Origin of the sequence: Microcoleus pseudofavosus SVA1_A4 (genome assembly GCF_036700565.1) — a bacterium.
Taxonomy (GTDB): Bacteria; Cyanobacteriota; Cyanobacteriia; order Cyanobacteriales; family Microcoleaceae; genus Microcoleus.
Map to the genome: position 1 here is coordinate 109525 of NZ_JAUBPE010000001.1, position 21314 is coordinate 130838.

The 21314-nt window shown below is 45.9% G+C and carries 16 protein-coding genes; 8 read left to right on the forward strand and 8 right to left on the reverse strand.

The window, feature by feature from the left end; all coding sequences use genetic code 11:
- Positions 1 to 59 precede the first annotated feature (59 nt).
- The 3 genes from QUA02_RS00495 to tkt form a co-directional block, all read right to left on the reverse strand.
- The gene (locus tag QUA02_RS00495) at positions 60 to 506 is read right to left on the reverse strand and encodes a response regulator (protein WP_333024433.1); all 447 of its coding nucleotides are present in this window, start codon (positions 504 to 506) and stop codon (positions 60 to 62) included.
- Between the two features lie 42 nt (positions 507 to 548).
- Positions 549 to 2876 carry a PAS domain-containing sensor histidine kinase gene (locus QUA02_RS00500; protein ID WP_333024434.1) on the reverse strand — a complete coding sequence of 776 codons (2328 nt, stop codon included), beginning with the start codon at positions 2874 to 2876 and terminating at the stop codon, positions 549 to 551.
- A 262-nt stretch (positions 2877 to 3138) separates the two neighbouring features.
- Entirely contained in the window at positions 3139 to 5154 is a 2016-nt protein-coding gene (tkt, locus tag QUA02_RS00505) for a transketolase (protein WP_333024435.1), read from the reverse strand.
- A 536-nt stretch (positions 5155 to 5690) separates the two neighbouring features.
- Here tkt and lysS point away from each other — a divergent pair.
- Positions 5691 to 7247, forward strand: a complete 1557-nt coding sequence (gene lysS, locus QUA02_RS00510) for a lysine--tRNA ligase (RefSeq protein ID WP_333024436.1) — start codon at positions 5691 to 5693, stop codon at positions 7245 to 7247.
- A gap of 151 nt (positions 7248 to 7398) precedes the next feature.
- The gene (locus QUA02_RS00515) at positions 7399 to 8271 is read left to right on the forward strand and encodes a hypothetical protein (RefSeq protein WP_333024437.1); all 873 of its coding nucleotides are present in this window, start codon (positions 7399 to 7401) and stop codon (positions 8269 to 8271) included.
- A 126-nt stretch (positions 8272 to 8397) separates the two neighbouring features.
- Here QUA02_RS00515 and QUA02_RS00520 read toward each other — a convergent pair whose 3' ends face one another.
- The 4 genes from QUA02_RS00520 to QUA02_RS00535 all read right to left on the reverse strand — a co-directional run bounded on the left by QUA02_RS00520 (position 8398) and on the right by QUA02_RS00535 (position 11669).
- Positions 8398 to 8997: a TerD family protein gene (locus QUA02_RS00520; RefSeq protein WP_333024438.1), complete on the reverse strand. Its 600-nt coding sequence runs from the start codon at positions 8995 to 8997 to the stop codon at positions 8398 to 8400.
- A 180-nt stretch (positions 8998 to 9177) separates the two neighbouring features.
- Entirely contained in the window at positions 9178 to 9750 is a 573-nt protein-coding gene (locus QUA02_RS00525) for a TerD family protein (RefSeq protein ID WP_333024440.1), read from the reverse strand.
- A 54-nt stretch (positions 9751 to 9804) separates the two neighbouring features.
- Positions 9805 to 10338: a peptide deformylase gene (def, locus tag QUA02_RS00530; RefSeq protein WP_333024441.1), complete on the reverse strand. Its 534-nt coding sequence runs from the start codon at positions 10336 to 10338 to the stop codon at positions 9805 to 9807.
- A gap of 89 nt (positions 10339 to 10427) precedes the next feature.
- A complete protein-coding gene (locus QUA02_RS00535; RefSeq protein WP_333024442.1) occupies positions 10428 to 11669 on the reverse strand; it encodes an HhoA/HhoB/HtrA family serine endopeptidase in 1242 nt (413 codons plus the stop codon).
- A 206-nt stretch (positions 11670 to 11875) separates the two neighbouring features.
- Here QUA02_RS00535 and dnaA point away from each other — a divergent pair, with 206 nt between their 5' ends.
- Both dnaA and dnaN read left to right on the forward strand, forming a co-directional pair.
- Entirely contained in the window at positions 11876 to 13243 is a 1368-nt protein-coding gene (dnaA, locus tag QUA02_RS00540; protein ID WP_333024443.1) for a chromosomal replication initiator protein DnaA, read from the forward strand.
- 528 nt (positions 13244 to 13771) lie between these two features.
- Positions 13772 to 14911 (forward strand): DNA polymerase III subunit beta, encoded by a 1140-nt coding sequence (gene dnaN, locus QUA02_RS00545; RefSeq protein WP_333024444.1) that lies wholly within the window; start codon positions 13772 to 13774, stop codon positions 14909 to 14911.
- Positions 14912 to 15112: 201 nt separating this feature from the next.
- Here the strand turns inward: dnaN and QUA02_RS00550 are convergent, their stop codons facing one another.
- A complete protein-coding gene (locus QUA02_RS00550) occupies positions 15113 to 16552 on the reverse strand; it encodes a sensor histidine kinase (RefSeq protein ID WP_333024445.1) in 1440 nt (479 codons plus the stop codon).
- Between the two features lie 695 nt (positions 16553 to 17247).
- On the opposite strand from QUA02_RS00550, the gene QUA02_RS00555 reads away from it, so the two are divergent.
- The 4 genes from QUA02_RS00555 to QUA02_RS00570 all read left to right on the forward strand — a co-directional run bounded on the left by QUA02_RS00555 (position 17248) and on the right by QUA02_RS00570 (position 21142).
- Positions 17248 to 17382, forward strand: coding sequence for a hypothetical protein (locus tag QUA02_RS00555; protein WP_333024446.1), 135 nt, complete (start codon positions 17248 to 17250; stop codon positions 17380 to 17382).
- Between the two features lie 192 nt (positions 17383 to 17574).
- Entirely contained in the window at positions 17575 to 18654 is a 1080-nt protein-coding gene (locus tag QUA02_RS00560; RefSeq protein ID WP_333024447.1) for a permease, read from the forward strand.
- Between the two features lie 140 nt (positions 18655 to 18794).
- Entirely contained in the window at positions 18795 to 19583 is a 789-nt protein-coding gene (locus QUA02_RS00565) for a TIGR03943 family putative permease subunit (RefSeq protein WP_333024448.1), read from the forward strand.
- Between the two features lie 182 nt (positions 19584 to 19765).
- The gene (locus QUA02_RS00570; RefSeq protein WP_333024449.1) at positions 19766 to 21142 is read left to right on the forward strand and encodes an oligosaccharide flippase family protein; all 1377 of its coding nucleotides are present in this window, start codon (positions 19766 to 19768) and stop codon (positions 21140 to 21142) included.
- Positions 21143 to 21314: the final 172 nt, after the last annotated feature.

Sequence of the window (21314 nt, forward strand, 5' to 3'; positions counted from 1 at the left end):
AATTTTAACATTTTCACTCTTCAAATCTTATGCTAAACCTTTTTTGCTTTCCCCTTCCATTAAGCTACAGGAAGTTGGACAGCCGCTAGCCAGAATTCTTCAATTAACCTAACTACTTTAGTAAATTGTAAGAAATCTACTGGCTTAGTAATGTAACAGTTAGCGTGCAGCGAGTAGGACTTGAGAATATCCTCTGGGGCTGCTGAACTGCTGAGAATTACTACGGGAATTATTTTTAAATTTGAGTCTGTCTTAATTTCTGCTAACACTTCTACACCACTTTTTTTGGGCAAATTTAGGTCAAGTAAAATTAAGTGGGGACGGGGTACACTGAGATAGGGTTTTTCTTTGCGCAAAAACTTGATTGCTTCGACTCCATCCTCCACGAAATGCAAGTTATTTAAAATTTTACCCTGACTCAGGGCTTCTATTGCCAAGTCAGCGTCGCTGGGAGAATCCTCTATCAACAGAATTTCTATGGGCTTAACTGTGTTTTTATTGTTCATAACGGCCACATCCTTTTGATTATTATAGAGAAAAATTGGCAGCTATATCCTTGAGATGTTAATTAGAGGAATAGTAAAGTAAAAAGTCGCTCCTTCTCCCTCCTGAGACTCAACCCAGATCCGTCCGCCGTGGCGTTCCACAATTCGCTTGCATATTGCCAAACCTATGCCTGTGCCGGAATATTCGCGGCGGGAGTGCAGGCGTTGAAAAATGATGAAAATGCGATCGGCATACTCTGGATCGATGCCAATGCCATTGTCGCGAACGCTAAACCGCCATTCGCTCTCGTTCTCAAGAGCAGAAATATGAATTAATGGGAGTTCTTGGCGGCAAAATTTGACGGCATTGCCGATCAAGTTTTGGAATAATTGTATAAGTTGAAATTCATCTGCCATCACGGTTGGTAAGGATTCGTAAGTGATGGTAGCTTTGGTTTCGGCGATCGCAATTTGCAAATTTTCTAAACTTTGCTCGACAACAGCATTGCAGTCAGCTAGCTCAAATTCTTGCCCCCTAGTTCCCAATCGCGAGTAAGCCAACAAATCGTTAATCAACTGTTGCATTCTGGCGGCGCCATCGACAACATAATTAATATATTTATCTGCTTTAGCATCCAAATTGCCTTGATAGCGCTGGGCCAGCAATTGAGTGTAACTGGTAACTGCTCGGAGCGGTTCTTGTAAATCGTGGGAAGCTACATAAGCAAATTGTTCTAATTCCTGATTGGAACGCTTCAAATCAGTAGTAAGTTGCAGCATTTGCTGTTCTGCTTCTTTGCGATCGCTAATATTGTAAACCAAGGCACAACAGGACAGCAGATTACCTTTTTCATCCATGAATGGACTGGTAGACATATAAGTCCAAACATCTTTACCATCCTTACTTTTTAGTCTAAACTCGTGTGTTTCAGCAATTCCTTGCTTGCGCCGAGCCATATTATCGTTGTCTGACTGTTTGGCCTCTTCATCCATGAAATCAAAAAGCGATCGCCCGAACATTTCTAATTCAGTATAGCCCAGCATTCGCGCCATTGCGTGGTTCACGTAAGTGGTGCGGGCCTTGGTGTCAATTACCCAAATACCTTCTTCTGCTAATTCAACTATTTGTCTGTACTTGAATTCACTTTCCTGCAACGCTCTTTCCGTGAGTTTGCGCTCGGTGATATCTTTCATAAAACAGTGGTGTCCGTTAAATATCCCTTGTTCGTCGCAAGCTTTTACCATTGTTATTTGCTTGTAAAAAAACGCTCCATTTTTCCGCACACCTCTAGCTTCAACTTCTACTTTGCCAGAAGTTAGCATTTCCTGATAAGCTGAGATCATCATCTCAACATCGCCCGGATGTACGGTCATCGGCCATTCCCTACCGAGCATTTCTTCGGGTTTGTAACCGCATTTATTAGCGTAAGCTCGGTTAACATTCACGTAGCGTCCCTCAATATCTAGCCGTGAAATACCTTCCACCGCATTTTGCATGGCAGTATTGAGTTCGCGCAGCTCTTTTTCAGCTTGTTTGCGATCGCTAATATCCTGACCGATGCCCACAAAACCGTTAATATTTCCCTCGCTGTCATATAAGGCAGTCACCGACAGCATCACCGGAAACCGCGAACCGTCTTTGCGAATGTAAGTCCATTCATTTTCGTCAGCTATTCCCCGGCGCGGCAAGGCAACAAAAACCTCAAATCCCGCCTCTATTTTCACTCCGAATTCTTGAGAAAGAACTTCAGCTTTCTGCTCCACCTCCAGAGGATCGTGAATTATTACTGGCGTTAGTTTCCCCACCACTTCCTCTACGGAATAGCCTAAAAGTTGCTGGGCTGCCCGATTAAATGTTTTAATTGTACCATCGGGATCGGTGGAAATAATTGTGTAGTTAGCGCTGTTAAAAATCGCATTTTGCAGTTGCGTCAATTCTAACAAATTGATCGACATTTGTTGGCGTTCTGCTATTTCTGTTTGCAGTCTTTGATTAATCATCCCTAATTGAGTGGGACTGGGGAGAGCTAATGCTTGGGGAATTAAAGGAATTAATGCGAAAGCGGTGTAAGCAGAAATCGCTGCGGTAATCAGTTTCAAGCTGCCAGAAACCCAATAAACAGGATGCCAAAGCGTCCAAATTTCCATCACATGAGTAGTGCCGCAGGAGAGAATAAAGGCTCCGAACAGCCAAAAAATGTTGCGAAAGGGCAAGTCTTTTCGCTTGCGGACAAAATAAATTAGCGATAGGGGTATTGAATAGTAGGCGAGGGCAATCAGGGAGTCTGAGGCTACGTGCAGTGCGACTAATTCTCGCTGCCACAGGTAACAGTGGCCGTGAGGAATATAGTTCCCGGTGAATAACAGGTTATTTAAAAAATTCCAAAGCATAAGGTGCGATTTACAAATAGTTAAAAGAATAAAACTGGATCTGACACCATAACTTATAACTTATCTCAAATTTTTAAGAACGGATGACACCGCACTCCCGCCGTTTCCCTACCCCCGATTAATTGTAGGGAAACGGCACTGCCGTTTCCTGACGGTGGGTAGTATTAATTCCGATGCCACCGGATTAGATATCAAATAAGATTTAGCCATAAAAAATGGGGCGAGCCAGAAGCCCGCCCCATCAAAAATTATGCTGCTGCTACTAACCCAATAGCGCCTGAGCCTTAGCTACCACATTATCAACGGTGTAGCCAAACTTTTCTAAAGCAACTGGGCCCGGTGCAGAAGCGCCGAATCTGTCGATGCTGATGCTGTCGCCTTCGGAGCCCAAATAGCGTCCCCAGCCGAAGCTAGCAGCCGCTTCAACTGCCAAGCGTTTAGTAACAGCTTTTGGCAGTACAGATTCGCGGTAAGCGGCATCTTGTAAGTCGAACAATTCCCAGCAAGGCATCGAAACTACCCGCACTTTATTGCCTGCGGCGCGCAATTTTTCAGCGGCATCAACGCAGAGGTAAGTTTCGCCGCCGGTGCCGATTAAAATGATGTCGGGAGTGCCGCCGTCGTCGGACAAAATGTAAGCGCCTTTGGCTGTTCCTTCGATCGAACTTCCGGCCAAGTTAGGCAAGTTTTGACGGGACAGAGCCATTAAAGTTGGGCGCGTGCGGCTTTCAATTGCCACCTTGTAAGAACCGGATGTTTCGTTACCATCCGCAGGGCGCATTACCAACAAATCGGGAATTACGCGCAGAGAAGCGATGGTTTCTACTGGTTGGTGAGTCGGGCCATCTTCGCCCAAAGCTACGGAGTCGTGAGTCATTACATAAATGACACCAGCTTCCGAGAGTGCAGACAGGCGAATTGCGCCCCGCATATAGTCAGCAAATACCAAGAATGTAGCGCAGTAAGGAATCAAACCGCCGTGCAGGACCATGCCGTTCGCGATCGCTCCCATGCCGTGTTCCCGCACGCCAAAGCGCAGGTTGCGTCCTTCGTATTGACCTTTTTGGAAATCTTTTTCGCCCTTGAGCAAAGTCATGTTAGAAGATGCCAAATCAGCGGAACCGCCGATCAATTCAGGTAACACGCTTGCCAAAGCATTCAAACATTTTCCAGAATGATTCCGAGTCGAATCTGCCTTATCTTCCGGCTTGTATGTCGGCAAAACTTTATCCCAACCTTCGGGAAGTTTGCCAGCAACCGTGCGCTCGTATTCTGCTGCTTCTGCAGGATATGCTGCTTTATAAGCATCAAAAGCTTTCTGCCATTCTTGCTCAGATTGAGCGCCACGTTCGACTGCTTTGCGGAAGTGTGACAAAGCATCATCAGGAATCTCAAAGGGTGCGTGTTCCCAATTCAAGAAATCGCGAGTTGCTTTCACTTCATCGCTACCCAAAGCAGCACCGTGAGCACTGTAAGAATTGCGCTTGTTGGGAGAACCGTAACCAATGATGGTGCGGACTTTAATCATGGACGGTTTGTCCGTGACTTTTTTGGCTTCTTCAATAGCTTTGTGAACTGCTTCTAGGTTAGTATCGTGGTCTAGAGCGGTATTGTCTACTGTAATAACGTGCCAGTTGTAAGCTTCAAAACGCTTGCCCACATCTTCAGTAAAGGCCAAGCTAGTGTCACCTTCAATAGAAATGTGATTGTCATCGTACAGGGCAATTAATTTGCCGAGTCCGAGGTGTCCGGCCAAAGAACAAGCTTCGCTAGAAACGCCTTCCATGTGGCAGCCGTCACCCATGATGACATAGGTGTAGTGGTCAACAATGGTGTGGTCGGGCTTGTTAAATGTGGCAGCGAGGTGAGCTTCTGCCATTGCCAAACCGACGGCATTAGCAATTCCTTGTCCCAGGGGGCCGGTGGTAACTTCTACGCCTTCGGTCATGAAGTTTTCGGGGTGTCCGGGGGTTCTGGATTCCCACTGGCGAAATTGCTTGATGTCGTCGAGGGTGACGCTATCGTAGCCGGTCAAGTAGAGGAGGGCGTACTGTAGCATACAGCCGTGGCCGGCGGAGAGGACGAAGCGATCGCGATTAAACCACTTGGGATTTTTTGGGTTGAACCGCATGAACCGATCCCACAGCACGAAGGCCATAGGGGCAGCGCCCATCGGCAGTCCCGGGTGTCCTGATTTTGCTTTTTCTACCGCATCGATGGCCAAAAAGCGGATAGAGTTGATGCAGAGTTCTTCGAGTGATTGGGTTGCAACAGCCATAATTCTGGTTTTTATATGTAAGAGAGAGTGTGTGTGGTCGATTCTGGCAGAGGTGCGATGAGTCGAGTTCGATCGCCCGCGTCTCTGCTTTTCAGTTTCGATGGAACTGCCGTGAGGCTGCACTACATATCATCTCACCAATTTGCGATCGACAGACAACTTAATTTTTTAATGTTTCGGTCGCTTTGTGCAGTCAATAACAATAGTTGTCTGCTGACTGTTGACTGTTGACCGTAGGGGAGAGGGAGTAGGAGGGATGGAGAGGATAGAAGACATCCGTCAGGATTAAAACCTTACTGACCTGGCGCATCTGTCGATCGCCAGCGTGTCTGGATTATCTGACAAATTGGTCTATGTTGCACAGTTATGATAGAGTTTTGTATTTCTCGCATCTTACAGCTTTGTCCCGAACAGGCAAGATGCCTGTTCCACAAAGAGTAAATTATTTTCTTGTGGGGTGGGCGTCCCGCCCGCCCGGATAGCGCGAGAATAGTGCAAGATGTAAGATATTTGTAATTCCAATCAGGCAATAACTAATGACTCTCAGTGAAGCCGAAGTCCGCAGTCAAAAAGTAGACGAACTGCGATCGCAAGGCATAGAACCGTATCCCAGTGAATCCTACGCGCGATCGCACACAGCCAAGCAAGTTCGCGAAATATTTAGTCAGCCGGGAAAAGAACTCCAAAACGGAGAAAGTGACCCCGAAGAAATTTCCCTCCGATTAGCCGGCCGCATCACTTCCAAGCGAGACAGCGGCAAAATTGGTTTCATCGATTTAAAAGACGCCACAGACAAAATTCAACTCAAAATCGAGAAAGCAATCGTCACCGGCGAAGTCGGTTTGAGCTTTGAACAAATTAAAAAATTGCTCGATGTCGGCGATTTTGTCGGCGTCGAAGGTATCGGCTGCCGCACCCCCAGGGGAGAACTTTCTATTTTAGTGCGGGAATTCACGCTTTTATCAAAAGCTACTATGCAATTTCCCGATGCTTATTACGGCATTAACGACCCCGAAGTTTGCCGCCGTCACCGCGAAATGGATTTGGCTAGCAATCAAGATGCGCTCAACCGTTTTATGCTTCGCAGCCGCATCGTTCAAAGCATCCGTTCCTATCTCTGGCAAGCCAATTTTTACGAAATAGAAACGCCGACACTGCAAGCTATTTACGGCGGTGCTGCTGCTAAGCCATTCATCACCCACCACAATGCTTTGGAAGTGGATTTGTATTTGCGAGTTGCTCCCGAATTATTCTTAAAAAGGGCAATTTGCGGCGGTTTCGAGCGAGTTTTTGAACTAGGAAAAGCCTTTAGAAATGAGGGAATTGACAGCACGCACAATCCCGAGTTTACTTCTTTAGAAGTTTACCAAGCTTATGCTGATGTTTTCGACATTTTAGGAGTTGTCGAAGATGTCATGTGTTTCGCGGCGGAGGCGGTATTTGGGGATGTCAAAGAAATTGAAAATCAGGGGGAAACGATTAGTTTAGAACGCAAGTTCGACTACAGCGAAAAGTATCCCGGTTTCAGCGGCAAACACTGGCAAGTGAAAACGATGGTAGAAGCTGTCAGAGACGAGTTTGGGCTGGATTTTGACAGTTTGGACTTGGAAAGTGCGATCGCATCTGCAACCAAGCTAGAATTGCACCTGTCTAAGTTAGAACAACAGAGTTTAGGCTACGTGCTGTATGCAGTTTTTGACAAATTAGTTGTTCCCAAACTAATTCAACCTACATTCATCATCGACTACCCTGTCGAAGTCAGTCCCTTAGCAAAAGGACATCGCAGCAAGCCCGGATTTGTAGAACGTTTCGAGCTATTTATCAACGGTACAGAATACTCAAACGGATTCTCAGAATTGAACGATCCGAAAGAGCAAAGAAAGCGGTTTGAGGAACAGTTGGCGCAGAAAAATGCGGGCGATGACGAAGCGCATCCAATGGATGAAGATTTCATCCAAGCCTTATCTTTGGGAATGCCTAATTGTGCGGGAATGGGTATCGGCGTAGACAGATTGGTGATGCTTTTAACTAATACTCAAAGCATCCGAGATGCGGTGATGTTCCCGACAATGCGGCCTGTCAAAGATTCGTAAAATATTTGAGTTCAGTTCACCTCCCCGACTTCTCTAAGAAGTCGGGGAACTCGCTTGCAGCAGCTAAATATTAATATTTATGACATTTGAAATAAAATTTATCGCGGCAGTTATAATTTTTTTGTTTATTTAACTAACCCACCGATCGCACATGATTTTAAGTGAGTCAGTTACCCTCAAACCAAGATATCAACCTCAAGCATCAGACACCTGTATTGAAGTAGAAATCATCCAGTTTAATCTCTGGAGGCAAATGCAACCCGCAAAGAGATTAGCATTAGCCTCTGCTGCCACGAGGGGCTGCCGCCAATTAGCCTTATCGGGAATCAAAAAACGCAACCCTCAATTAGATTCCGTCTACCTCAAACAAGAGTTTATCAAAGCAACTTTAGGACAAGAATTTATTAAAATTGCCCAGTTACTAGAGACAAAACTTGTAATGCAAGATCCGATCTGGTTAGCAGCTAAAATTGGTAACATCCTAGATACACTGTCAATTCCCTACTATGTTGGCGGTTCAATTGCTAGTTCCGCTCACGGCGAACCCAGATCTACTCAGGATGCAGACATTGCGATCGGCATCCGAAAAGAACAAACTCAGTCCCTCATGCAAGCAATGCAAAGGGAATTCTACATCAGCGATATTGCAGTTGAAGACGCTTTGAGGGGGAGAAGTTCAAGTTTCAACGTCATTCACCTAGAGACAGCCATTAAAGCAGACATTTATTTGATTAAACCCGATCGCGAATACGAGCAATCTCAGCTCGATCGCCGACAGCAATTCTACCCAGACGACAGACCAGAATTAACCTTTTATATCTGTAGCCCCGAAGATATAATTTTGCAAAAACTCATTTGGTACCAAATGTCAAGATTTCAGTCAGACAAGCAATGGCGAGATATTCTAGGAGTGATGAAACTTCAGGCAGATTCGTTAGATAGGGCTTACCTGCAACATTGGTCTTCCCAGTTAAATATCGCTTCAGAAATCGATCGGGCTTTTTCTGAATCGGGATTAAATTAATCTGAGATATTGCACTATTGTCAATAAGGCTTTCAGGGGCGGGCTAGGAGCAACGCCCCACAATAAAATTTAAATTTCGACGGTGCGGGTAGGCAAGGGGGCACTACTCTTACAAATTTTTACGAATCACCGCATAAACGAACCGACAACACCGTTCATATCTTCAGCCAAAGGATTTCCCAAAGCCTTAAACTTCCACTCGCCGCCTTCTCGATAAACTTCTCCCATCAACATATTTAATTTTCCTTCATAAGAAGGGTCATTTGACAAGCGATAGCGAGCTATTTCTTTCCCGGCGGCATCTACAGCCCTCACAAAAGCATTTTCTACCAGACCGAAATGCTGTTTTCTCTCTTTTCCATCGTAAATATTAACTCCCAAAATTATTTTGTGATATTGTGCTGGCAAAGAGCTGAGTTTCACCACTATTTGTTCGTCGTCTCCGTCTCCAGCCCCCGTGAGATTGTCGCCTGAGTGAACAACTATTTTGTCGTTTGACTCCAAATGAGAGTAATAAATTACATCCTCTTTGTAGTTCTTTAATTTGCCATTTTCCCCCAGCAGCAGAGCGTAGGAATCTAAGTCAAAATTAGCACCGCTGCTGCGGCCGAAAAGACCTTTTTTAGCTTGTGCAACATCCCAGCCCAAAGCCATTGTTAGTCTGGACAAGTCGTATTCGCTTTTGCTGAGAACGATCGATTGTCCTTTTGTTAAGTTGATAGCCATAGTTTTGTGATTTTGTATGGTTTATAGTGGAGATGTTTTAGAAAGATTAAATCTTTCGCCCTTCTTTAATTGAATTCCCATCTGGTTTATCACCTCATGAGTCTGATTGCTTAAAATCGAGGGAAACATTCCTGCTTCCGAATTTCCCCTCGATTTATTTAGCTAGGAGCGATCGACCTTTTATGCGGCATACTTGTCTACAAAGCTCTGCAAGCCGGAATTGTAGCCTTGTCCTACGGCTTGGAACCTCCACTCGCCGTCTTTCTTGTAGAGTCTGCCAAATTCGATCGCAGTTTCCCGCGAAAAATCCTCATCCAAATCGTACTTCGTGACTTCTGTGTTAGTAGTAGTATCGTAAATTCTGATAAAAGCATTCCGAATTTGACCGAAGTTTTGCCTTCTCGATTCTGCTTGGTCGATTGTTACCACAAACACAATTTCTTGCACCGCCGGATCGACTTTGGTTAAATCGACTGTAACGGTTTCATCATCGCCAACTCCTTCTCCGGTTCTGCTATCTCCCAGATGTATTACAGAACCGTCCGGCGACTCTTTGCTGTTGTAGAAAACAAAGTATTTTTCGCTGGGAATTTTTGCATTAGCCCCCAACATAAACACGGAAGCATCTAAATCAAATGCCGCCCCGGTGTCTGTAGCGTTGATATCCCATCCCAAACCAATCCCAGCATTTTTCAGCCCGGGTGCTTCTTTAGATAGATTGATTCTCCCGCCTTTTTCTAAGTTGATAGACATTCGCCCTCCTATTCACAACATCACTGGTGTTACCGATCGCAATTATATCAATTATTAGAGGAGCTTGACAAATTGCTGCTGGTACTCGTCCTCTGTCATCAGTTCTTGGGTGCTTTCCACTCTGTCTAAAAACACGATTCCATCTAAATGGTCGTGTTCGTGTTGAAAAATACGGGCTACAAAGTCGGTCAATTCTTGTCGGTGGAGTTTGCCGTCTCTAGAAGTGTATTCTATCTCGATCGCCCTACTTCTCGGCACCAATCCCCGAATCCCCGGAATGCTCAAACAGCCTTCCCAGTCTTTGACTGTCTCTGTTGATGCAGCCACAATCCGGGGATTAATCATCGCTGTGGGTTCCATGTGGGGTGCTTGGGGATACCGCAGGTTGGGGCGGGATGCGACGATGAACAGGCGATCGGACTGAGCCACTTGAGGGGCGGCAATCCCCACTCCGTTTGCGTGCTGTACTGTAAAGATTAAGCTGTCAATCAACTGTTGAATGCGATCGTCCTTAATATTTTCGACAACTTGCGACGGGCGGCGCAGTACAGGATTTCCTAATTGTGAGATTTGTAATATTTCTGCCATATTAATTAGTCATTGGTAATTGGTAATTGGTAATTGGTAATTGGTAACAACTGTCAACTGTCAACCGTCAACCGTCAACTGTCAACTGATTATCCAACTTTTTGAACCGGCAAACTCCCCGGTTTTACAGTCAAATTAACTATTTGCCCGTTGCGGTTAATCTCCATTTGCAACATACCGCCAACTTTAGCATTTTGCACGAAATCCTGAACAGCTTCCGACTGAATAATCGGCTGATTATTAATTTTTTGAATCACATCTCCAGCGCGCAAACCGGCTGCGGCTGCGGGAGAATTAGGAACAACGCTAACAATAGCCACACCCCGATCGACTGCAACTCGCAAGCTGCTGTTAGCGTTGCTGTTAATTTGCTGCTTAACCTCTGGATTCAGCGTCGCCATTTCAATGCCTAAATAAGCGTGTTCGACTTTCCCCGTCGTAATCAGTTCCTTCGCCACCTGTTGGGCAGCCTGAATGGGAATCGCAAACCCCAATCCTTGAGCACCTTGAATAATCGCCGTATTCATGCCAATAACTTGGCCTGAAGCATTCAGCAGCGGGCCGCCGGAATTCCCCGGATTAATTGCAGCGTCTGTTTGAATAAAACCGATCCGCTTGTCGGGCACGCCCACATCTGAGCTCGATCGCCCCGTAGCGCTAATAATCCCCGCAGTTACGGAATTGTCCAAACCCAAAGGATTGCCGATCGCGATCGCCCATTCCCCAGACAACAGCTTATCCGAATTGCCGATCGCCACCACAGGCAGAGCATTCGCCTCAATCTTCACCACAGCAACATCCGTCACCTTATCCGCCCCCAACACCTGCCCCTGAAAGCTGCGGCCGTCCTTGAGAGTTACATTTACCGTATCGGCTCCCTCTACAACGTGAGCGTTAGTGAGAATCACGCCGTCGGCACCGATGACAAAACCCGAACCAGTGCCGCGTTCGATCCCGCCCCGGCCGCCCGAATTCGGTTCTATGCCAAAAAAATCTTCCGGCGACAGCGCTCTATTTTGCGGTTTCACCCGGCGCGAAGCATCGATCCGAACCACTGCCGGGCCAACTTTTGCCACGGCAGCCACAATAAAATTCACATTAGCCGCGTCGCCCGACAAGGCAGCAGGCGGCAAGACTTTGCTAGCTCGATCCTTTGTATTAGGAGACAGTTGCAATTTCGGTTCCAGCGCCTTTTGTCCCGAATCGCCAGAATTTGCACGAAATTGAGAAACCGTCAGACGATCGCCCAACATGGCGGCCCCGGCTCCCGTTACCAGCAGCAATATGTAAATTGCCGGTTGCTTCCAAAATTTGCCAGTAGAACTCTTCATGGCCACGTTTTAAGGCTTTCCTGCCAAATCTAAATATTTGCCGAGCAGCTCGATACCTGGTTTGGGCCGATGGTGCCACCAAATTTTTGGGCGATGGCGTCCCGCCCCGCAAGCTACGGCAGACTCCCTTAAACTTTAGCATCTGAGGACTAAACTCTCTAGACTGTAGAATTAATATCTTGAATGCCGATCGGCAGAGGTGAGCGATGGACATTCCCCTCGAAAGTCTGTGGAATCAGATACTTGAACGTCTCCAGGTACAACTGAGCAGACCTAGCTTTGAAACGTGGATCAAAACTGCCCGCGCCGAACAACTCGAAAATAACTGTTTGATCGTCAGCGCCCCCAACCCCTTTGCTCGCAATTGGTTGCAAAAATATTACAGAGAAATCCTTGCCGATGCAGTGTACGAAATTCTCGGCTATCCAGTAGACATTTACTTGACAATTTCCGGCGGAAACGAAACAGGCGGCAGCAGCGACTCCGCCATGATTTGGCCGTACCCCATTGCCGATGTCGAAAGCCACTCGCTTCACCCCCCCAAACCCGCCAATTTAAACCCAAAATACCTATTTTCCCGCTTTGTCGTCGGTTCTAACAACCGCATGGCTCACGCGGCTTCCCTCGCGGTAGCCGAGTCTCCGGGCCGAGAATTCAATCCCCTATTTTTGTGCGGCGGCGTCGGTTTGGGCAAAACTCATTTGATGCAGGCGATCGGTCATTACCGCTTGGAAATTGACCCCAACGCCAAGATTTTTTACGTTTCTACTGAGAAATTTACTAACGATTTAATCGCCGCAATTCGCAAAGACAGTATGCAAACTTTCCGCGATCATTATCGGGCAGCAGATGTTTTGTTAATAGATGATATTCAGTTTATTGAAGGCAAAGAATACACTCAAGAAGAATTTTTTCACACTTTTAATACTTTGCACGAAGCCGGAAACCAAGTAGTTTTAGCTTCCGATCGCCCGCCGCAGCAAATCCCCCGCCTGCAAGAGCGTTTGTGTTCCAGATTTTCGATGGGATTAATTGCCGACATTCAATTACCAGATTTGGAAACTCGGATGGCAATTTTGCAGAAAAAAGCCGAGTATGAAAATATGCGGCTGCCGCGAGATGTGATTGAATACATTGCTTCTAGTTATACTTCCAACGTTCGGGAATTGGAAGGAGCTTTGATTCGGGCCGTAGCATATCTTTCAATTACCGGTTTGCCGATGACCGTGGAGAATATCGCCCCAATTTTGAACCCGCAAACTGAAAGCGTAGAGGCGACGCCCGATGCAGTAATTGCAGTTGTGGCCGAGGCATTTGATGTTTCTGTTGAAGATTTGAAAGGTATTTCCCGCAGGCGAGAAATTAGTCTCGCCCGTCAAATAGGGATGTATTTAATTCGGCAACATACTGGTTTGAGTTTGCCGAAAGTTGGCGAAGTGTTCGGCGGCAAAGACCACACGACTGTGCTTTACAGTTGCGACAAAATTGCTCAGTTGCGGAACACAGACCCGAATTTGGCCCAAACTTTGCGTCAGTTGAGCGATCGAATTAACGTTGTCAGCCGCAAAAGTTAATAAAAAGTCATTAGTCAGTAGTCAGTAGTCAGTAGTCATTAGTCAGTAGTCATTAGTCAGTAGTCAGTAGTCACGCCAAATTCTGGTTAAATACCTTATTGAGCTCGCTTCTCTGCGGAGGCAGACTTCGTTTGACTCTCGACAGCGATTTCAATCGCCGAATCATCGAAGGGGTAACTCTCCCATAACAGACTTGCCTGTGGAAAAACCTGTGGAAAATTTGCCCTTATTTTGTGGAAAACATTACTGCTTGGCCCGAAACAGTTTTTGTACCAAAATGGGCGGGCGATCGACCGCACCAACTTTTCCACAAGTTTTCCACAGGTATTGTTTAGCTACAAGTCACGCCCAGCAAGCAGTTAACTTTTTTTTCCACAGTTTCCACAGGTCGATGCCACAAAAATAATTCAATAAATTAAAAAAAAATCTGGTACTCCGCGCGCACCCTACACAGAGAAAAATTGCCCCGTCAGTTTTCTGTGATACGATTTGTTTCTGTTTCAAATCCGGTTAATTAACCTTCCACCCATGAAATTGGTTTGCACCCAAAGTGACCTCAACGCCAACCTCTCGTTGGTGAGTCGGGCTGTTCCCTCCCGCCCGACACATCCGGTACTAGCCAACGTGCTCTTAGTAGCGGATGAGGAAAATCAGCGGGTTAGCTTGACAGCTTTCGATCTCAGTTTGGGAATTCGTACCAGCTTTGCAGCAGAAGTGACTGGCGGCGGCAGTTTTACCATACCCGCGAAATTGCTCAACGATATTGTTTCGAGACTCCCAGACGGAGAGATTACTTTAGAAGACGAAGCAGGGGACACCGTAGCATATCTCACTTGCAGTTCTGGCAGCTACCAAGTTAGAGGCATGGGCCCGGAAGAATTCCCAGAATTGCCGGCAATCGAAGCCGGAACAATCCTCAAATTGCCGCCGGAAGCCTTGATAGAAGGACTCAAAGGAACTTTATTTGCGACAAGCCCCGACGAGGCAAAACAGGTACTCGCAGGCGTACATTTAAAGGTATTGCCAGATTGCCTGGAATTTGCAGCTACAGACGGGCACAGATTGGCAGTAGTTCAAACTCCCAATGAAAAAGCCGAAGGCGAAGAAACCGAAGAAGAATTTGAGGTAACAGTCCCCGCTAAAGCATTGCGGGAAGTAGAAAGAATGCTGGTAATGCGACAGTGGACTGAACCTGTTACGCTGCATTTCGAGCACGGTCAAGTAGTGTTTGAATGGGCCGATCAGCGGCTGACAACTCGCACCTTGGAAGGGCAATATCCCGCATACCGGCAGTTGATTCCGCCCTCCTTTGAGCGGCAAATTACCTTAGAAAGGCGATCGCTCTTAGCAGCAGTAGAAAGAATTGCAGTTTTTGCCGACCAAAAAAATAATATTCTCAAATGCAGCATCGACGAGGAGAATCAGGAAATCACTTTGTCGGTAGATGCTAAAGATGTCGGCTGCGGCAAAGAGTCAATGCCGGCCCAGATTTCGGGAGACAGCATAGATATTGCTTTCAACGTAAAATATCTGATTGATATCTTAAAAACGGCTCAATCCCCAGAAATTCAACTGCAATTAAACGGTGCTTTAGCCCCCGTAATTTTCCAGCCTTTGGGCGGAGTCAATGCTACATTCTTGGTAATGCCCGTTCAGCTTCGAGCGTAACAGTAGGGTGCTCTTCGGCGCACGGCCGTGCGCACTGCGCACCCTACATACAGCGTATTCCAGGTTTGTGAATTGTAGGGACACGGCAGTGCCGTGTCCCTACGCGAAGCTGAGGATAGGCGGGCGTACTTCATAAATGTGGAATCTGCTGTAATTAGTTTCTATTTCTTCCCTCTTCCTTCTTCCTTCTTCCTTCTTCATTTAAATCAACGGCAGCAAAATTTCAAATTCCGTACCCGTACCGGGCGTAGAATGCAAATTCAACTTGCCTTTATGCTTCTCCGTCACAATTTGGTGAGTAATTGCCAACCCCAAACCAGTACCTTTGCCCGCCGGTTTAGTGGTGAAAAATGTCTCAAAAATCCGCCGCTGAATTTCTGGCGGAATTCCCGGCCCGTTATCGGCAATTCTGATGGCTATCCAAGCGTTATTTTGATTTTTTTCCGCTGCTTCTGGGCTGAAGTCCCCGTTTTGGCTGCCGGATGATAGCATTTTTGAATTTTGCCGATCGCCCAAAACATAATTTTGAATTAATTCCGAATTCACGCAGTCTCTGTCAGAACCGTCTATTACCTCAGTTTCAATAGTAATCGCAGGTACAAAACTTTTTTCTCCTTTTACCTCTTCCAAAGCGTCGATCGCATTGCTGACAATATTCATAAATACCTGGCTCAACTGACCAGAATAACACTTGACTAAAGGCAAATTCCCATAGTTTTTAACTACTTTAAACCCGTACTTGAGACGGTTTTTCATAATCAGCAGCGTACTGTCAATACATTCGTGGAGGTTAGCTTCTTTCAAGTGGGTTTCGTCCATGTGAGAGAAGGTGTGCAGGCTGGTTACGAGTTCGGTCAGCCTCTCTGACGAAACCTGCATACTTTTGAGAATTTCCACCCAATCTTCTTGCAAAAAATCAAATTCTATGTTTTCTTTTAGTTCGTCAACTTTTTCGCTGGGGCCGACAATTTGCTCGTAAGCAGACAACAATTCCATGATGTCTTTCGAGTAGTTGGACAAAAAGCCGAGATTTCCGCTGATACAGGTGACGGGATTTCTAATTTCGTGGGCGACTCCAGCTACCATCTGCCCCAAACTTGCTAGTTTTTCGGTTTGAATTAGTTGAGATTGAGTTTGCTGCCTCAGCAATTTTGTCGCTAGTTCGTGAATGTTGGATTGGGCTACTAACAGTTCGTGCACGTCTACCAAACTATAAGTGTTAGGTGACACTTGAACTACGATCGGCTCGTAAAGCAGTTCTCTCGATCGCAGCAGCGACTTCCTCGCTGCATCCACGATTAAAGTATTGCTGGGAAAAATTAAACTTTCAGTTTCGGCAAAGCGGTACAAAGCCCTCACAGGTCGCTTTAAAAATAATTCTCGCCCAAAAGGACGGCTGATAAATTCTAAAAATCTCCGCCGGGAAATCATACCGCCAAATTCACCTTGATGGGTCACAATGACTCCCGGTAACAGGGGATTAGCTTCTAACATCTGGGAAATTCGCATTCCCAAATCCGCAGCTTCTACCTGAAAATCGTAAAGCGACAATTCTTGGAGAGTAGAGTCTAAACAAAGTTCTCCTAGGTCAGCCTCGGAGATGGGTTGGACTGGTCTTTCGGCGCAGGAGGTATTCAACATAAATTCATCACTACTAAAATTGGGGTTCTATTTGCCAGCAGACATTTAGCTACCAAAGGTCAGCAGGTGAGTAGCTGAGTGCTTTGGTCGGCATCCCCCTGGCAAACTGCATTTTAAATTACACAAAAAACTGACGGTCGTAAAGGGGATTTTACCACTTAAAGTATTAGGCAAGATTTAGTATCACCGAAATAAATGCGCCCTGGCAATTATAGCTGACTTTATTTTATACTGACTTGAGGGGTATTAACGCTTGGTTTGACTATTTAACTATTAATTAACATTGAGCTCTCGTCTTAACCTATTGTTAATAGTAAAATTACATTTCTGAAAAATATAATTAAGTGACAATAGAGGAAAATCGGAATTAACCCGCCTCGCCCTGGAAGATACCGCTGGCTGCGCGTCCCTGAGTTTTAGCTAGCGTCATGTCGCGCGATGACCAAGAATTTCTTGATGGTACCCGCCACGTGATTTATCCGTGGAATCAATCCAAAATCTAAAATCTCAAATCCTCAAGCCCCCTAATTTATCCGTGGGGTCAATCCAAAATCCAAAATCTCAAATCTAAAATCGAATGACTGGGAGCCCTCGCCCGTGCTACGGCATTTGAGCCGATGTCACCATAGGTTTGTAACAGCGGAGGACACTCCACTCCCGCCGTTTCCCTACCTCAAAATAATCCATCGAACTCGATGAAATATGTAACCGTCGCCCGATTAATTGTAGGGACACGGCACTGCCGTGTCCTGACTGTGGGTAATATCAATTCCGATGCCACCGGATTTGATATCGGGCAGAAATTTGGAGTGCAATTCAAACAAGTTTAACGACTTCAAATCATTCAAGACATCAGCAACGATCGAATTATAACATCTACAAATTAAAGTAGAATAAAAGCAGAAATCATTTTGAAACTTAAATTATTAACTGAATCTTAACTTAGGGCTGTGCTTTGGTATAATCGACAGGGATTATGCCAAAAACATGAAACTAGATAGCAATTTACCAGTAGGCGATCGATGCAACCAGCCCTAACGAATCAGTTAAACAATGCTTTTACCCTTTTTCTCAGCTTGTTAGTAGAGGCAATACCTTTTCTGCTGCTGGGAGTTTTATTCTCAGGTTTGCTGCTGGGCTTTGTAGACGAACGCAAACTCGTATCCCGCATCCCGCGAAACCCGCTGCTGGGGGCTTTGATGGGCAGTTCGATCGGCTTTTTGTTTCCCGTGTGCGAGTGCGGTAACGTCCCCGTAGCCCGCAGGTTGCTGATGCAGGGAGTGCCCGCACCAGCCGCGATCGGCTTTTTGCTCGCGGCCCCCACCATCAACCCCGTGGTAATTTGGGCGACTTGGACGGCATTTCGCGATCAGCCAGAAATTGTAGTTTTGCGGGTGGTATTTTCTCTCTTTACAGCCACAATTATCGGCTGGGTGTTCAGCGCCCAAACAGACTTGCGGCCTCTGCTACACCCCTCTGTAGCCCGCGCGATTCCCCTACCAAAACCAGATTTGTCCGAAAAAGAGCTCGTCGAAGCCAACACTCCGCTGCTGTTGCAGTCGGGAACATTTATGCTCGGTCACCCGGGGGGGGCGGTGCCGATCGAATCTTTGCTAAAAGACGACTGGAAGCCATTACAAACAGGCAAAACAGAAAAAACCTCGAAACGTTCCTCGATGTTCCACCCTGTTTCTAAAGAGCGTCTGCGCCTGCTTTTAGATACTATGGTACAGGAGTTGCGCGAATTGGGAGGAGTGTTGGTAATCGGAAGTGCGATCGCAGCCATCATTCAAGTTGGCGTACCCCGCGACCTAATTCTCAACCTCGGCCAAGGCCCGGTTTCCTCGATTTTAGCCATGCTGCTCTTAGCCGCAGTCGTATCGATTTGTTCTACAGTAGATGCCTTTTTTGCCCTGTCTTTTGCTTCCACATTTACCAGCGGTTCGCTGTTAGCTTTTCTCGTTTTCGGCCCGATGATTGACCTCAAAGGCATCGGTTTGATGTTATCTATTTTCAAAGGTCGAGCCGTAATTTACTTAATGATTTTGGCAGCTCAGTTAACCTTTTTAATGACTCTAGCTGTCAACTTGTATCTAGGTTGATCGATTAGCCCGGACGCACAAATAACGATAAATTCCCAATTCCCAATTTCCCCTACTTCGGCTACGCGAGCGTACAACCTCCCAATTCCCAATTCCCAATTCCCAATTCCCAATTCCCAATTCCCAATAACTATTAAAAAATGGATCTTAAAAAAATTAGCCCTTGGCTGGACGCCCTAGCTATCTTAGCGTGGGGAATATTGCTCCTCAAATATTGGAGCACCGGCAAATTAAGCATTCTCATTCACCCCAATTACTTTGGCTTGACTGTAGCGGGAGGAATCGGCTTAATGGTGATTGGCGGGTTGAAAATTTGGGAACTATTAAAACTCGATCGCACCACAAAGCAATCGCGGACATCGCCAGCAAATAAATCTCCCAGAATCACAGAAGTTGAACACGTTACTTTGTTTCCCCCCAGTATCGGCAGCACCTTAATGTTGAGCGTCGCATTAATAGGTTTAGCAACAACGCCGCGCACTTTTACCAGCCAGACAGCATTAGAACGAGGCCTCACCGAATCCCTGCCAATCACCAGACTGCAACCCCAAGAATTTCGCAATACTACAAAACCCGAAAAGCGATCGCTCGTCGAATGGGTGCGGCTGTTAAATTTCAATCCCGAACCCGATACATACAGAGGTCAAAAAGTAAAAGTTCAAGGATTTGTAATTCACCCCCCCAACATAGCAGAACAATATATGTGGATCGGGCGTTTTATCATTACCTGCTGCGCGGCGGACGCCTATCCGATCGGGTTGCCGGTAAAATTACCGATCGGTCAAAGCCGCACCGCCTTTGCCCCAGACAGTTGGCTAGAAATAGAAGGAGAAACGATTGTAGAAGAACTGCAAGGCAAGCGCAAATTAATCATTCAAGCATCCTCTCTCAAACCAATTCCCGAACCAAAAAACCCTTATGATTATTAGATGTGGAGTAAGTCTGAGATTAAATTTTACCTATATTGCGAGATGGACACTCCAAGCCCCTCCTGCGTATACAAATTAAGATGCTGTACAGTCAGCTATAAAAGTGGTAGCAGCATCCTGTAGGAGTTGCCAATACCAAATTCAGCAACTACACTCGTAATTAGGAAATAAATTCTCAGTATATGTCATCCGAAAAAAAATTAGCTATTAAAGGTGCTGTCTGGACGATCGCCAGCTATGGAAGCAGTCAAATTATCCGATTTGCCAGCAACCTAATCCTGACGCGCCTGCTTTTGCCAGAACTATTTGGTCTGATGGGTCTAGCCTACGTTTTCATCACAGGGATTAACTTATTCTCAGACATCGGTCTGGGTCCAAGCATCATCCAGAACAAGCGCGGGGAAGATCCTCAATTTCTGAATACCGCTTGGACACTGCAAGTTATTCGCAGCTTTTTTATTTTCATTTGTTTAATTATAATTACCCACCCAGTTGCTAGTTTTTATGGAGAACCCCGTCTCCGGTGGTTGATTCCAGTAATAGGTATAAATTCCCTAATAGGAGGGTTCAACTCCACTGCTACGTCCAGCCTCAACCGACAGATGGCAGTCAAGAGAGTAGTAATTTTTGAGTTGGGCATACAGATAGTTTCTACTACAGTGATGATTGTCTGGGCTTGGTTCGATCGCAGCATCTGGGCGATCGTTGCAGGCGGCTTTACTGGAGCTTTAATGGAGTTAGTATGGAGCCATTTTTTGATTCGGGGCAAGTCGAACCGCTTTGCTTGGGATAAAGAAGCAGCTAAAGAAATATTTTCTTATGGTAAATGGATATTTTTGTCTACGGCTTTGTTTTTCTTGTGTTCTCAAGCCGATAGACTCATCCTCGGGAAAATATTTACTTTAACAATGTTGGGCATTTACGGCATCGCTTTTACTCTCGGCGATATGCCGCGCCAAGTAATCATCGCCATTAGTGGCAGGGTGATTTTTCCCTCGATTTCTATGATGGCAGACTTGCAGCGGCAGGAGTTGCGCGCGAAGATACTCAAGAACCGCAAGCTAATTCTAATACCGTTAGCCGTAGGTTTAGCAATTTTTGTGAGCTTTGGAGATGAGTTAATTTTAACACTGTACAGGAAAGATTATTGGGCTGCATCTTGGATGATGCCAATCTTGGCTTTAGGTATCTGGCACACTACCCTCCACAATATGATGGGTTCTTGTCTGTTAGCCGTAGGAAAGTCTCAGTACGCAGCTATGGGCAATCTGCTGACTTTTGTGAATCTATGTATAAGTATACCGCTGGGATATCACTTAAAAGGTAATTTAGGTGCCGTGATTGCTGTAGCTCTAGGCGACCTTCCTAGCTATGCAGTAACTAACTACGGTTTGTGGCGAGAAGGACTAACTTGTTTTTGGCAGGATATTCAATTAACAGGGCTGTTTGTAGGGGTGCTGGCAACTCTACTTTGGTGTAGAGTCGCTTTTGGTTTGGGTCTGCCGATCGATAAAATATCACCGATAGATTTAATTCCCATCAATACACTGTTTCAGTAAACAAACCTGTTGAAAGTGCCGCGTGTCCCACCTACTTAATATCTTAAGTTTCATTCAGTCCTGGAGAGACCCCAACTTTCAACAACCGGGTTTTATTACCAAAAGACGCGTTGCAGTCCTTTCGGTAAAAAAAACGGGTTTCTGAGGGTCGGGAGTGCGCCCAAGACTGTAA